The sequence below is a fragment of the Enterococcus sp. DIV1314a genome (genome assembly GCF_051713805.1).
Lineage (GTDB): Bacteria > Bacillota > Bacilli > Lactobacillales > Enterococcaceae > Enterococcus_I > Enterococcus_I aquimarinus.
On the sequence record NZ_JBIOQP010000001.1, the window covers coordinates 2,146,162 to 2,160,722 of the forward strand.

Annotated in this window: 16 protein-coding genes and 1 pseudogene; 14 read left to right on the plus strand and 3 right to left on the minus strand. The window is 36.1% G+C overall.

Annotated elements, in window-relative coordinates; genetic code table 11:
- The first annotated feature begins 80 nt into the window (after positions 1–80).
- From IGI68_RS10200 to IGI68_RS10265, 14 genes and pseudogenes are all read left to right on the plus strand, one after another.
- Complete coding sequence (locus IGI68_RS10200) at positions 81–1,238, plus strand: LCP family protein (protein WP_071873836.1); 1,158 nt, start codon at positions 81–83, stop codon at positions 1,236–1,238.
- A gap of 80 nt (positions 1,239–1,318) precedes the next feature.
- A complete protein-coding gene (locus IGI68_RS10205) occupies positions 1,319–2,170 on the plus strand; it encodes a DegV family protein (RefSeq protein WP_071873837.1) in 852 nt (283 codons plus the stop codon).
- 285 nt (positions 2,171–2,455) lie between these two features.
- On the plus strand, positions 2,456–3,187 hold the full coding sequence (locus IGI68_RS10210; RefSeq protein ID WP_438732622.1) for an amino acid ABC transporter ATP-binding protein: 732 nt from the start codon (positions 2,456–2,458) through the stop codon (positions 3,185–3,187).
- Between the two features lie 15 nt (positions 3,188–3,202).
- Complete coding sequence (locus tag IGI68_RS10215) at positions 3,203–4,006, plus strand: transporter substrate-binding domain-containing protein (protein WP_438732624.1); 804 nt, start codon at positions 3,203–3,205, stop codon at positions 4,004–4,006.
- Between the two features lie 15 nt (positions 4,007–4,021).
- Entirely contained in the window at positions 4,022–4,669 is a 648-nt protein-coding gene (locus IGI68_RS10220; protein WP_438732626.1) for an amino acid ABC transporter permease, read from the plus strand.
- A gap of 11 nt (positions 4,670–4,680) precedes the next feature.
- Complete coding sequence (locus IGI68_RS10225) at positions 4,681–5,334, plus strand: amino acid ABC transporter permease (RefSeq protein WP_438732628.1); 654 nt, start codon at positions 4,681–4,683, stop codon at positions 5,332–5,334.
- Positions 5,335–5,705: 371 nt separating this feature from the next.
- Positions 5,706–6,134: a hypothetical protein gene (locus IGI68_RS10230; RefSeq protein ID WP_438732630.1), complete on the plus strand. Its 429-nt coding sequence runs from the start codon at positions 5,706–5,708 to the stop codon at positions 6,132–6,134.
- Positions 6,135–6,240: 106 nt separating this feature from the next.
- On the plus strand, positions 6,241–8,403 hold the full coding sequence (locus IGI68_RS10235; protein ID WP_438732632.1) for a DUF1430 domain-containing protein: 2,163 nt from the start codon (positions 6,241–6,243) through the stop codon (positions 8,401–8,403).
- Positions 8,404–8,422: 19 nt separating this feature from the next.
- On the plus strand, positions 8,423–9,025 hold the full coding sequence (locus tag IGI68_RS10240; RefSeq protein WP_438733276.1) for an ATP-binding cassette domain-containing protein: 603 nt from the start codon (positions 8,423–8,425) through the stop codon (positions 9,023–9,025).
- 253 nt (positions 9,026–9,278) lie between these two features.
- A pseudogene (locus tag IGI68_RS10245) lies at positions 9,279–9,416 on the plus strand (helix-turn-helix domain-containing protein); the annotation flags it as partial.
- A gap of 142 nt (positions 9,417–9,558) precedes the next feature.
- Positions 9,559–10,122 (plus strand): histidine phosphatase family protein, encoded by a 564-nt coding sequence (locus tag IGI68_RS10250; RefSeq protein ID WP_438732634.1) that lies wholly within the window; start codon positions 9,559–9,561, stop codon positions 10,120–10,122.
- A gap of 140 nt (positions 10,123–10,262) precedes the next feature.
- Entirely contained in the window at positions 10,263–11,015 is a 753-nt protein-coding gene (locus tag IGI68_RS10255; protein WP_438732636.1) for a GNAT family N-acetyltransferase, read from the plus strand.
- A 79-nt stretch (positions 11,016–11,094) separates the two neighbouring features.
- Complete coding sequence (gene mazE / locus IGI68_RS10260) at positions 11,095–11,325, plus strand: type II toxin-antitoxin system PemI/MazE family antitoxin (protein WP_071873843.1); 231 nt, start codon at positions 11,095–11,097, stop codon at positions 11,323–11,325.
- Positions 11,326–11,328: 3 nt separating this feature from the next.
- On the plus strand, positions 11,329–11,667 hold the full coding sequence (locus IGI68_RS10265) for a type II toxin-antitoxin system PemK/MazF family toxin (RefSeq protein WP_438732638.1): 339 nt from the start codon (positions 11,329–11,331) through the stop codon (positions 11,665–11,667).
- A 590-nt stretch (positions 11,668–12,257) separates the two neighbouring features.
- Here IGI68_RS10265 and IGI68_RS10270 read toward each other — a convergent pair.
- From IGI68_RS10270 to IGI68_RS10280, 3 genes are all read right to left on the minus strand, one after another.
- The gene (locus IGI68_RS10270) at positions 12,258–13,373 is read right to left on the minus strand and encodes a replication initiation factor domain-containing protein (RefSeq protein WP_438732640.1); all 1,116 of its coding nucleotides are present in this window, start codon (positions 13,371–13,373) and stop codon (positions 12,258–12,260) included.
- Complete coding sequence (locus IGI68_RS10275) at positions 13,366–13,626, minus strand: hypothetical protein (protein WP_438732642.1); 261 nt, start codon at positions 13,624–13,626, stop codon at positions 13,366–13,368. The genes IGI68_RS10270 and IGI68_RS10275 overlap by 8 nt, the downstream gene beginning before the upstream one ends.
- Positions 13,627–13,850: 224 nt before the next feature.
- On the minus strand, positions 13,851–14,561 hold the full coding sequence (locus IGI68_RS10280) for an ATPase (protein WP_438732644.1): 711 nt from the start codon (positions 14,559–14,561) through the stop codon (positions 13,851–13,853).

Consider the following 14,561-nt stretch of genomic DNA (forward strand, 5'->3'; position numbering starts at 1 on the left):
TTAACTGAAACATTCCTTTTCCGATAATAGTGCTGTATGCTAGGAACAACGAAAACTTTTAGAAGTGCGAGGAATGCCTAATGAGCAGAATGGAACGTTATAAATATATTCATGAAGAGAGTAATCAAACGAAAAAAAGTCCTTTTGCGCGAAGAACAATTCATAAAACAGAAGAAACAGCCGATGACCACTTTACAGAAGAGGTCTTGGTAGCGGAAAATCCTGTATCTGTTGACCCCATGATGTCCCATGAATACGAAGAACCCTCTTCCATGAAGTGGGGCGATGGCGCTGAAGAAGCAGCATTCAAAAATGTCAAAAAACCTAAGAAAATGAAACGAAAAAAGAGAAAGAAAAACCGCTTTTTACGCCTCCTTTTTTTGCTCTTATTCTTAGTTTTAGGATTTTCAGTTGTCAGTTTTATTTTGGGTCAGACTGCCGCTAAGGCTGCTGGTACAACGACATCAAGCGAAAATTTCAATGGTTTTGTCGCGGAAAATGGAACAAAGAATATTCTATTAATCGGAAATGATAGTCGTGAAGGAGAAACGTCTCGTTCAGATACCATCATGGTCTTGCAAGTCGATGGCTCTTCGAAAAAACCAAAACTAATTTCTTTCATGCGCGATACGTATGTTACCATTCCAGGATACGGCGACAATAAGATTAATGCAGCTTATGCTTTTGGAGGTGCCGATTTATTACGCCAAACATTAGCTGAAAATTTCGGCCTTGAAACGAAATATTATGCAGTCGTCGATTTCCAATCGTTTGCCAAAGTCATCGATGCTCTTTTCCCAGGTGGCGTAGAAATTGATGCTGAAAAAGATATGAGTACTTATTTAGATGTACCGATTAGCCAAGGAAGACAAAAGATGGATGGCCATACGTTGTTACAGTATGCTCGTTTTCGGATGGATGAAGAAGGTGATTTTGGACGTGTTAGACGCCAACAACAAGTCATGACGGCGATTTTTTCGCAACTAAAAAATCCAATGAACTGGTTTCGTTTACCCTATGCGACAGGAAAAACACTTGGATTTACCACAACGAATCTCCCGGCTACTTTCCTTTTGAAAAACAGTTTTACGATTCTAAAAGGTGCCTCAGATGTGGAGCGTTTGACTGTTCCGGTCGATCAATCTTGGGAATACGGGGAAACGTATGAAGCTGGAAGCGTGTTATTCGTTGATTCTGAGATGAATCGGCAAGCTATCATGAAATTCTTAGGCAATTAATGATAAAAAGGTTACTAAAATGAGACAACTTATGCTATATTGTAAAGGACGTTTGAATTTTTCTGAAACGAGGATTGAAAATGAAATTAGCAGTAGTTACTGATAGTACGGCCTTCTTATCAGAAGATGCTTTAAAGAATCCCAATTTATTTGTAATTCCCATCCCCGTTATTTTAGATGGGAAACTTTATAATGAGGGCATTGATATTGAAGCCGATCAATACTATGATTTATTAAAAAATAGTCAAGAATTTCCTACCACTTCACAGCCAGCATTAGGGGAAGCCCTAATGTTATACGAAGAAATTGGTAAAAAAGGATACGATACCATCATCAGTATTCATTTATCGAGTGGTATTTCTGGTTTTGTTGCGAATTTAAATAGCATCAAAGATAGTGTATCAGGTGTCAACATTATTCCTTATGACTCAAAGATTACCAGTATGCCGATGGGGAATATGGTCGAAACAATTTTAAAAATGAATGCAAAAGGATGTACACTGGAAGAAATGCTCGATCAACTCGATCAAATCCGTGAGAATACGAATGCATACATGATCGTAGAAGATCTTAATAATCTCGTTAGGGGTGGCCGATTAACAAATGGGGCGGCACTTGTGGCGGGTTTACTAAAAATTAAACCCGTTCTCACTTTTGACGATGGGAAAATTATGCTATTCGAAAAAATCCGTTCGAGTAAAAAAGCTTTTGCCCGCGCAGAAGACGTGATTGGGCAACGCATGAGAGAAATAAATCAACCCGTGAAACTTTATGTGATTCATGCAAACAGTTTGGCAGTGGCCCAAGAAGAAAAACAAAAATTACAAGAAAAATATCCCAATGCGACTGTCGAAATTGGTCATTTCGGTCCAGTTATTGGTACTCATTTAGGTGAGAAAGCAATCGGATTAGCGATTTCGCTTGAATATTAAGCACTGTAAAAAGAAGAGCCTCGGTTCTTCTTTTTATATTTCCCGAAAATGATTTTTTAGTTAGAAAGATGAAGTAAATCTGAGGATGTCTCCGTTTTCTTTGTAGGATTATCTAAAAAAAACGATATTGACAAGCACTTTGGAAGGTCTTGTTTTCTGAAAAGAATCATTAAAATCTAATAAACTTTACAAAACATATTAAAATAGTCTATAATTCTATTATTATAGAATTTTAAAAAGGCGGAAAGTCTTTTTTTTTATTGCGAATTTCAAGGAGGTAACAGTATGATTGAGTTTAAAAATGTAGAAAAGTACTATGGCGATTTTCATGCATTAAAGAATATTAATTTGAAAATCACGAAAGGTGAAGTTGTTGTCGTCATCGGTCCTTCTGGATCTGGTAAGAGTACGATGCTACGGTGTATTAATGCACTAGAAGAAATTACAACGGGCCATTTACTCATTAATAACATTGATTTAGCAAGCAAAGATACGAATTTAAATCACGTTCGTAAAAACTTAGGAATGGTTTTCCAACACTTTAATTTATATCCACATCGGACAGTTTTGGATAATATTACTCTTGCTCCAATGAAGGTATTGAAAAAGAGTAAAGCCGAAGCGGAAGCAAAAGCGGAAGAATTACTTGAAAAAGTGGGGATGTTAGATAAAAAAGATGCCTATCCTTCTCAATTATCTGGCGGACAACAACAACGGATTGCGATTGCACGTAGCTTAGCAATGGAACCAGACGTGATGCTTTTTGACGAACCAACTTCCGCACTTGATCCAGAAATGGTCGGTGAAGTGCTTGAAGTTATGAAGAATTTAGCGAAAGAAGAAGGCATGACAATGGTTGTTGTGACACATGAGATGGGCTTTGCACGGGAAGTAGCCAATCGTGTTATATTCATGGCTGAAGGTGAAATTTTAGAAGATGCTGAAACAGAAATGTTCTATGAAAACCCTCAAGAAATACGTGCGCAGCAGTTCTTAAGCAAGATTATTACACAATAAGAGGGGGAATTTCATTTGAAAAAAAATAAAAAAATGTCTTTACTATTCCTATTTTCGATCCTTTTGATTACCTTATTCGGTTGTGGCCAAAGTAGTTTAGCAAAAGTTGATATTTTAACGAGAATCGAAGAAACACCTAAAATTTTCTGGGGCGTCAAAAATGATACTCGTTTATTCGGCTTAACGAACATCGAAACACGGAAAGTTGAAGGTTTTGATATCGATATTGCTTTAGCGATTACAGAAGAAATTTTAGGGCCAGAAGGAGAAGCGCTGTTTGTGGAAGTGACGTCCAAGACTCGTATTCCTTTAATTAAAAACGGAAACATTGATGCGATTATTGCGACGATGACGATTAGTGAAGAACGTCTGAAGCAAGTCGATTTCTCGGATGTGTATTTTGACGCCGGACAATCGTTATTAGTTAAAAAAGGGAGTCCTATTAAAGGTGTTGAGGATTTAGATGAAACAACAACCGTTCTAGCGGTAAAAGGATCAACTTCGGCGATTAACATTCGAAAATTTGCACCAGAAGCTAAAATTCTTGAACTGGAAAACTATGCAGAAGCCTTCACCGCGCTGCAATCAGGGCAAGGCGACGCTATGACTACTGATAGTGCAATTTTACTTGGAATGGTAGAAGAAAATCCAAATTATCAATTAGCAGGTGAGATTTTTACGGATGAGCCGTATGGAATTGCCATTAATAAAGGGCAGGAACCTTTTTTGGCCGCTGTAAATGAGGCCCTTACAACAATTAAAGAAAATGGAACGTATCAAGCTATTTATGATAAATGGTTTCCGAATGTCAATGAATAAGGAGGGCAGATAAGTATGTGGCAATTATTAACAGATAACATTGATTTAATTTTAATTGGCTTGAGAACCACCTTATTAGTCAGTCTCATTGCTTTAATTGGGAGTCTATTCATAGGAACGCTCATGGCTATTTTTCAAGTATCACCGATAAAAATCACTAACAGACTTGCGACAATCTATGTTGAATTTTTTAGAAACGTGCCTTTACTAATTATTGTAATGTTTTTCTTTGTCGTGGCACCCATTTATGGTTTTAAATTTGATGGGTTTAGCGCTGGGACATTAGGATTGACGTTATACACGTCTGCTTTCGTGGCAGATACCGTTCGTGCTGGAATTATGGGAATTCCCAAAGGCCAAATGGAAGCGGGGCGCTCTACAGGATTAGGCTATCTACAAACGATGTGGTATATCGTGTTGCCACAAGCATTTAAGATTGTCTTACCACCTTTAGGGAATCAATTTATCAACTTAGTGAAGAACTCATCCGTTTTAGCGATCGTGACGGGTGTTGACTTGATGTATCAAGGTGATTTAATTGCAAGCACCACCTTTCAAACGATTGAAACCTATACGTTAATCGGTTTAATTTACCTGTGTATTACCTTACCGATTTCGTACTTAATGAAATATATTGAAACGAAATTAGCACTTAGCAATTAAGGAGGAGTAAGATGGACTTTTTATCAGCATTTTCGTGGATTAATATCCGCTTTTTATTAGACGGCTTACTCGTTACTTTGCAAGTTGCCGTTGTTTCAATTATCCTAAGTTTTATCATTGGAGGAATACTGGGTGTTATTCGATTTATGAAAGTACCGTACCTCTCGCTCATCGTTGGAGCGGTGGTTGATATTATTCGTAATTTACCGTTATTACTCATTATCTTCTTTACCTATTTCGCCTTACCGCAAATTGGGATTCAACTCTCAATTTTTTGGTCCGCTGTAGCAGCCATGACGATTTTCGAATCCGCCATGTTGGCCGAAATTATTCGTGCAGGTCTCTTAGCGGTTCCACAAGGGCAAATGGAAGCTGGTCGTTCGACGGGGATGACGTATTTTTCAACGCTGTATTACATCGTTTTCCCGCAAAGTATTAAATTGATGTTGCCACCAATTGTCAGCCAATTTATCTCTTTGATTCGTGATACGTCACTGGCTGTTATTATTTCATTGCCAGAGTTAACGCATCATGCGAAAATTATCTACGCACAAGATCCTTCAGCTGTCTTACCAATGTTTGTCGCAATGACATTTTTATACTTTATTATTTGTTATTCCTTATCAGTAGTAGCAAAGCGTTTAGAACGAAAGTGGGCTGTTTAAGAGTCAAAAAAAGCAACTTTTCTAGCTAGGAAAGTTGCTTTTTTTTATAGAACTTATGCTACACTATAATTCTATTAATGATGAAAAGAGAGAAAAGGTTGCAATCACCTTGGCCGTCAATTATTTAGTTTAACATAAACAACGAAGCACCCTTTCACTGATTACTGAAGAAACAAAAGATTGGTCCACTTGATACAATAGTTAGTGTCTAATTGTCAGATACCATTCTTTCAACCCAAATTATTAATATGAAGACACTAAAAAAAGCCTCTTTTCATGCTTGTGAAATAATATTTAAAGTCGCTTGTAAAAAAAATACTATAAGTTATAATAAAGTTTGAACAAAAAATATATTAATTGGATTGAAAGAGATGATTAATAAATTAGTACTATCTAAAGCAACAATCGCAATATTATCTTTTGGACTATCTGCACCAGCATCAGCAACTGCATCAGAAATTAGCGGTTCCGTTGTTGTTGATGAAGCAACGACTATTGTCCACACTCAAATTCAAGGCGAACTGGAACTTCCTTCTTCTAGAGAAGCAATCAAGTCTGGTAACCTCAAAGGAACTTGGACCTACGGAAATACAAGTGACTTAGGTTTTGGTTCTGTTTGGTATAGCGTGACAGGCGAATCTACAGGGGCTGGTAAAGCAAAAGGCCGAGCAATTGTTAGGGATGGCAAAGGAGTAGAGGCGACTGGCGGTTGGAAAAATCCTGGGTTTAACAGTTATGCAACAATTAAGAGAACGACTTCAGGATCTAATTCCGCTTATTGGAGTTTAGGAAACCCGTAAGTCTTTAAACATTAAAATAAGCTCATCTTTTCAATCGCCGCCCAGTGCCCAAAGTCATGTATTGGACGGCGCTTATCTTGCTATTATTTTTATAAAGGAGCAATCAATGAGAAAGTCAATTCTATTTTTAATCTCAATACAGATGTTTGTTTTATCACTCTATGGTTTATTATTTATAAACAGTTATGCAACGACATCACTAAATGCTGACACCACTTCTTTGTCTCTTGTTTTTAAGACCAATGAAGAATATCAATTCTTCCTGGATCAAGCAGAAAAACAACATCTGACAGTGTCTAAAGAAGTCTTTATAGATGATAACAATGTCATTATCTACACATCGGATTTATCCTTAGCTGGGAGAATCAAACTAACGAAAGGGCGCTTGCCTTTAGTTGGCGAAAATGAATTTATCAGTGTCAACAATACCGGAGAAGCGGCACAGGTCGGGACATTCAAAAGTATTGCTCCTGGTTTTAATCTTGCTGTCAGCCACATTGAAAATGCAGCCAATGTTTCACTAGATGGTATTTTCTTTGTGCATAGCTCGGATAAGTCCATTATTGAACCTTTCGTTTACTTATTAGAACAAAATATCCATTATGTTGAACTCCTGTCTATCAATAACCAACCGACTCTCTTGAATCGCATAACTGAGCGGCAAATGATTGAATTTATTGTCATCTCGTTATTGCTGTTTATTTGTGTCATTACCGCCTTTATTAGCTATGCGGTGAGACAACTTAAAGCTAGCGCAGTCTTTTTAATTCATGGGCATAGTAAATTTTTTGTCCTAAAAAAAGCCACAATTGATTTATTGAAATTACTCGGGCAATCATTTATCGTCTCGTATATTCTAACGATATTATATGCATTTTTAAGTGGTTACAGCTCACTCTTTCCTTTGATTTCCATTGCCTTTGTCGGAGTTTTTCTCATTCTCTCTATTTTTTACGTCGTTGTTTTTCAGCTATTTATGAGTATTTACTTATCATTTATGAAAACCACGCAGATTTTAAAAGGAAGAACTCCCCATGTCCTGCTGCAATCGATTCAATATTTAACGAAATTCACTTTTTCCGTCACGATTTTCGTTTTTAGTGGCTTAGCTATCGCTAATATCGGAGAGTTAAATGATCGATTGGCTGCACTTTCCGATTGGGAGTTAGCCAGGAACACTCATTACACGCAGGTTTACTCTGTCGGCCAGTCAAATGATTTAGCGATTGACTTAGAAATCGCAACAGATCAAGTGGCACTCTATGAAAGTTTGGCAAAGGAAAAGAATGCTTTTATTATGGATTCTAGAAATATCTATTATATGGATTTAGGAGCCCGGCCATATGTAGATATGGAAACGGCGCCATCACTAGCGTTATCACCGCATGGATACAGTGTGACAATTAGCCCTAACTTTCTAGATTTGAATCCGATCATCGCAAGTAATGGCATTGCGGTTCAAGAGCAAATTAACTGGGACTCAGATGTCCTTAATATTTTAGTTCCCGAAAAATTATCGATGCACGAGGACGAGATTTTGCAATTGTATCTAGAAGATTTTTATTTTTCAAAAATCGACATCGAAAACATTTACAATAACGAGCTTGGCTTGACCGAAAATACGAGGGAAATGACAGAACTATCCGTCAACATCATCTATGTGAAAGACAACCAACACTATTTCACCTTCAATGACAAGGTTAGAGTGACAGAAGGTAATAAAATTCTAGACCCTATCGCAATGATCTATACTGGCAGTGTCCATCCAAGCAGACTTAGCGAAACGATGTCTGGCTCTTTCTTCTTCCAAACAAGTAACATTGATGCTTACGGTGATCTCTCTAGCTTCTTAGCAAAATACAATCTTTCACACGTTATTCGCAGTACTGTTTCTGTTTTTAATCAACAAGGGAAAATGATTACACAGCTTCAAAATCAAATTAAAACATCCATCTTTTTAATCATTTTACTAGCTATCTCTAGTGTAACGGTGCTTTACGGGTTAATGGCACAGTATTTTGAAAAAAACAAAAAAATTATTTTTATTAAATCGATATATGGCTACTCGTTCATTCGAAGACACGATCGTTTCTTGCTGTTCTTTATTCTGAGTTCAATCAGTATCGCTGGCATATCGGCGGTGTTTTTAGGGACATCTGTATTGGGTATCGGATTGCTTTTATTGGTATTTGATTTGACACTTTTATTTTTTATTGATCAAAGGCTAAGAAGGACTTCGTTTGCAACGATAATAAAAGGAGGAGATTAAGCTGATTGAGGCTATTAATATAACAAAGAAATACAAGGATAAAACCATTATTTCCAATTTCACCTTAACGATTCATAAAGGTGATTTCATCGCCATCACGGGAGAATCAGGATCAGGAAAAACCACCATTTTAAATATACTGGGTCTTCTGGAAACACCTGATTCAGGTGATGTCGCTATCGACGGGAAAAAACAGCGCAGCCAAAAAGAAACCATGCTGATGCAGCGCCACGAATTCGGGTATCTCTTTCAGAACTATGCATTGATTGATAACGAGACCGTTGCAAACAATTTAGGAATTGCTCTATTTTATCAAAAGAGTAAAAACAAGCAGGCATTGATGGAAGAAGCGTTACAGTTTGTTAATTTAGATAAAGAGATTTTAACGAAAAAAGTGTATCAATTATCCGGTGGCGAACAACAGCGAGTAGCGATTGCACGTTTGTATCTCAAAGAATCCGAATACGTATTTGCTGATGAACCGACAGGTAATTTAGATCAAAAGAATCGAGATCTTGTCTTTGAGCTATTGAAAAAATTAAACCAAACCGGGAAAGCAGTCATTTATGTCACCCATGACTTAGAATTGGCTAAAGACACCCCTCATTGGATAAAATTATGATTTGTTGTTTCATATTATCCCATCGCTTTGTTCTCAATTTAAAGCTATTAAGAAATTAGATTATAACTGAAGAAACCAAAGACCTGAATTTCCGCTAATGAAGTCGGAGTTCAGGTCTTTGATTATTTTTCCACCCTAAAGGAATGGGCTTTCTCGTTCGGATGATCTGTAATGATCTGTAATGATCTGTGAAGCTCATTGTCAAATCTTCAGTAAGTTACTTCGTATCCTGATGAGAAAGGGGAGACTTTCAATGAATTATACACATCTAACTCGAGAAGAGCGTGGGAAAATTGAGTCCTACTTAGATGAGAAGTTGTCACCATCAGAGATTGCCCGGATATTAGGCCGACACCGATCAACTATTGTCCGGGAGATAAAACGAGGTTCTGAAGAAAGAAAATTTAACAGTACCGTTAAATTACGTTACCAAGCAGATAGTGCTGGAAATTTGTCCCGTGTCAGGAAACGTAATTGTGGGACAATTTATAAAGTGACAATCCACAATACTAAGACAAAGGAAGGAATTAATCATGACAATCGTCTATTTTTTACGCCATTCAATCCGAGACACAACAGTCAAACATGAAATGGCCCCGTTATCAAAGAAAGGGAAGGTACTTGCTGAAAAGTTAGTCCCATATTTTCTGAATCAAGAAATCCAGCACATTTTTGCAAGTCCGTTTCAAAGAACAATTGACACAGTCAAACCGACCGCTAACGCCTTAAAGCAATCGATTAACTTGCGAGATGGGCTAACTGAGCGCCGAGTAGGACACTGGGTAGCAGATTTTGATGCCTATGCTAAGCAACAATGGGAGGATTTTGACTATAAGCTTGCTGAGGGTGAGTCGTTAAATGATGTGAAGAGCCGAATTGTGCCAACTTTCAACGAAATCTTATCCAGTACGGCGGGAGATTGCATTATTTGCGGTCATGGAACAGCTTTTTCTGTCTTATTTTATGAACTCACAAAAGGCCAGTTTGGTTATGACCAATTTCAAACATTAACCATGCCAGATGTGTTTATTGGCAAGTTTGATCACCAACACCAACTGATTCAGTTTGAGAATCAGAAGTTACACTTACTGTTTTGAGTGTGAATAGTATCTGCTTTTACTTTTGTTGACAGAGGAAGAAGAGCAGAGAAGAGAAGAGGTGTTTACTTCAAAATCTCAATACGACGACAATTCTTAAATAACAAGCAATTTACTTTTTCTCAGAAAGGATACTTAATATGAAAAAAATTACTTTTCAAAATATTTTTACACGAGGACATGTAATTGTCGAAAATGCGTGTTATCGACAAATTCATTATCCAGAAATGCTGATGCGCTATGATAGTAACTTTATCGAATTCAAAAGAATGCCGACAGTTGAAACGTTTAAAGAAGTAGAAGGCTACTTACGTGAATATCATCTGAAGCATGGTCAAAATCATTTAAAATTTTATTTTCCAGAAAATCAACAACCGACGGAGGAAATCCAGAATTATTTAAAAGAAAATGGCTATTCACAAGGGTTTTTAGAACTCTACGGTATCAAGCCGCAGTCATTTCCTTTGATAGAGATAAATCCAGCTATTTCGATTCAAACCGTTACGAAAGAGACATTAGCCATTCTTCAACAGTTAAAATATCAAAATGATTTAGCATTTGGGCGTGAATTTGCGGATCAAAAAGCTAATTTAATCAAAAAAATAGTTGATGAACCCAATGTGCAGCAATTATTGGCCTTTTATGAAGGACAAGCGGTTGGTTACGTTGATCTTATTCTGTCAAAAGATACGGTTGAAATTGATGAATTATCAGTTAGTGAATCCTACCAAAAAAAGGGGGTAGGGAGTCATCTGCAACGTTTTGCAATGGATCACTACCCAGATAAAATGATTATTTTAGTTGCTGACGGTGAAGATACACCGCGTGAGATGTATCAAAAACAACAGTATCACTATTTCGGCTTTCAATATGAAGTGCTTAAAGAGTGTTAATGATTTTATAAAGTATTTCAATCCATTTGACTGTATCGGATATACTCAGTATACTTAAGGTATAAAGGAGTGATTAAGAATGCTTACAACACGATCTAGAAAAAATGGCAATTCAATTGTCGTAACATTACCCATTTTTAACGGTGTCAAACAAGAACCAGACAAAGAGTACATCGTTGTTTATGGTGAAGATGATACGATAACGTTAATTCCTAAATTAGAGGATCCTTTTGCGCACGTTGAAAACGGAGCCTATTATCAAGAAGACGTTTGGGAAGAAATGCCGGCCGTCGGTAACGAGGTTCTTTAAGCTATGATAAATAAACACTATATCCCTGAAAAAGGCGACATTGTGTGGATTGATTTTGATCCATCGGCCGGCAAAGAAATTCAAAAACGACGTCCTGGTGTTGTTGTTTCGCGCTATGACTTTAATCGTGCAACTTTTTTTGCTGTCATTTGTCCAATCACATCAACCGTAAATAATAATCGGATTCAGTTCACATTACCTAAAGAAAATAAAATTAATGGTCAAGTTGTGATTGCGCAATTAAAATCCTTAGATTTCAAAACAAGAAACATTGAATTTGTTGAAAAATTATCTGAAGTCGAAATTAAAAAGATTGATCAGATCATCGAATACATTTTTTAACGAATCAATCCCGAATGAAACCAAATCATCCAAGTCACAATTCATTTTGTGACTTTTTCTTGTTTTTGATAGCAAACAGTCGAATAAAGGAAAAAAATGAGAAAAATGATCTGATTTTAGTTACAGAAGGGACCTTGATCGAGAGTATCATTGGTTCTTGTTCATCTTAAAATCTCAAATACAACTTCTTATAATGTATATTATGTAAACCAATAAATTTAAAAACAATTAAAGCCAACGAGCTTATTTTTTTTGGTCTTTTTTAGCCCGTTACCTCTCTTTTGAATTAAAAAAGTAATAAAAACAACTGTAAAAGGAATATTATTACAAATATAGTCTTTATTATTTTAAATTGTTTATACTTGTCACTTACAAGGTAAATTTTATTCGAATAATAAAATAAACCTATCAACGCAATCAAAAATAAAAAAATATTGACTAATTCTAGAAATTGAATCAGTTCATGAGATATTACACTTTCTATTATTGTACCTGTAGCAGTTGGACCTTGATTCAACTTTATCAACTCTTTCAAAAATTTGTACAATTTTCTTTTTTAAATATTTGTCTAAATTGTCATTTATATTATATCAAATTACGTCTATAAACTCACGCTGATATTCTTCATCGAAATAGTCTAATTCTTCACGCATTTGTTCTTTCAGAGCAATTCTCTTTCTTAAATCAAGTTGAAATTCTTTTGACATTTGCTTTTGTCTATCTGACATTTTATCACGTCCAATTTTAAGCATATAATCAATCGTTAACGGATCATTTCCAAGCGACTCATACAACATAGCAAAACTACCAACGACTTGCGTATCAATCCAATTCTTCGTCCTTAGTACCGATTTATCGGGTGCTTGCATTGATAAACTTATTTTCTCCACGTCACCGAGAAATTTATTCCACCAGCGGGCATTGTTCCAGCGTGATTTATTGCTATCAGTACCCTTTACTTTAAAAGCAATATAACGATTTAAAACACCTTTCACAAATTCCCCGAGATCATGATTATTATCGACAATAATATCAATGGCACTTTTCGCACGATCACCCCGTAATTGTAATTCTGTACGATTCCAAAAAGTAATATCATCATTAAAAATTTTATTTTTGGCTAATCGTTCTTGGTATTTATCATAAAAACGAATGACAACATCTTTTTTCCCAAAATATAAAGTTTGTCCTTCTGTTTTGCCTGTCTCAATTTCAATCGTTTCAAAATTCCGAGCCTTGCGAAACTTAGAAATGACACAACCACGACGCAAAGCACTTTCCAATTGTTTAATTTTAAATATACCTTTGAAATCATCTATCGCAATATCTAAACGAGTGATATTGATGTGAAAACCTCGAACGTACCCGAAAAAATCTTTCCAATCCATCGAAAGAAATTCAAGTATTTCTTCCATTTGACGGCACCCTTGACCGCTTAAATTAATGAAAACGCCCATTTGTGGAGTACCATCATAAAAAATCTGAATATGCTCATAAACTGCCTTCTTTTTATAACCATTAAAACCACCATCAGAAACTTCAAACTTATCTAAATCAATGAAAAAAACTCCTGCAATTTCTTGCCAGTTTTTGCAAGACAAAAAAGTGCATGAAAACCAGTCTACACAAGAGGTTAAAGAGTTTGGTAATGTATTCTTAGGCCCCCTGTTAGTAAACGGGGCCTTTTGCGTTTTTGATTCAGGCATAGGCTTCACGCTCTTTGATTAAAATAACATTTTTTTCAATTTCTTTGATATAAAAATAAGGCGAATTTAACGAACCTTTTCGAGAGATTTCAAACGTAACCAGAACTTTATCCCCTTTTTTAAACGGTGATAAATCTATTTTTTTATTCACAACTAGCAAATATTCTTCTTTATCTTTTTCTAAAATAATTGTTTGGCTTATTCGATCGCCAATTTTTGAAACATTAACTTTTTTAACAGTCATTTCAAACATAATTATCAACCTTCCTAAGACCTTGCCTTTTAAAAAAGGCAATCCCAAAATTTTTTAATAGTCAGCTCCCCAGCCCTCAAGCTTGAGGGATTACACTCGCCGTTGGGCATTCCCTTTCGTCATTGCTGACAAAAGGAAAAATTAAAGTGTTTCTACTTACTTGTATCAAGGCATAAATTCCCTACGGTCAGACATTTATACTTGACACAAAACTCTATTTTCTGCTATTGATTAACAACATAAATATTTTTGTTTGGGTTTTTCTTTTCTTCAATCGCTTGTTCTTGTAGCGTTCTAATAACAGCGTAGGAGTCATAAAGATCACGAATTTCATCAGTTTGAACAAAACTCACCTTTTTAAGTGGATACATTTTTCTTTTTTCTTCTGGTTTATCAATATTATGATTAAATTCGTCCGCATCGTAGAATCTGCCAACCGTCCAACGCTTGAAGATCGTGCGACACATGACAACCTCAAAAGTCTGTTCTCGCAAAGCTTTAGAAACTCGTGTAAAAACTTGAGACGTACCTAATATTTTTATGGATTGTTTTCGTTGTTGAGTAACCACTCGCAACACATCACGTGAAACTTTGCTAAAACTATCAAAATCATTTTGAATCTCGTCCCATAAAATAAGCGTACCAACACACCCCAATTCATTCGCTCTTAAAACAGCGTTAGTAATATCCGTTAAACTTTTCAACGACTCGTTTTCATGGATATAGCCAAAGTTCGAACAAATATATAAATTGGGATATTTTTGTCTTAAAACTTCCGCTTCATAGACCATAGACATGGTTTTCCCTGCACCCTGCCGACCTGTAAACAACGTCAAACCAAAGTCATTAAACGGCTTTATGCCCTGCTTACGTAACGCCCTAGCGTGTTTTAAATCCTTCAAAATATATTTCATTAATAAAATTCTTTTACCCAT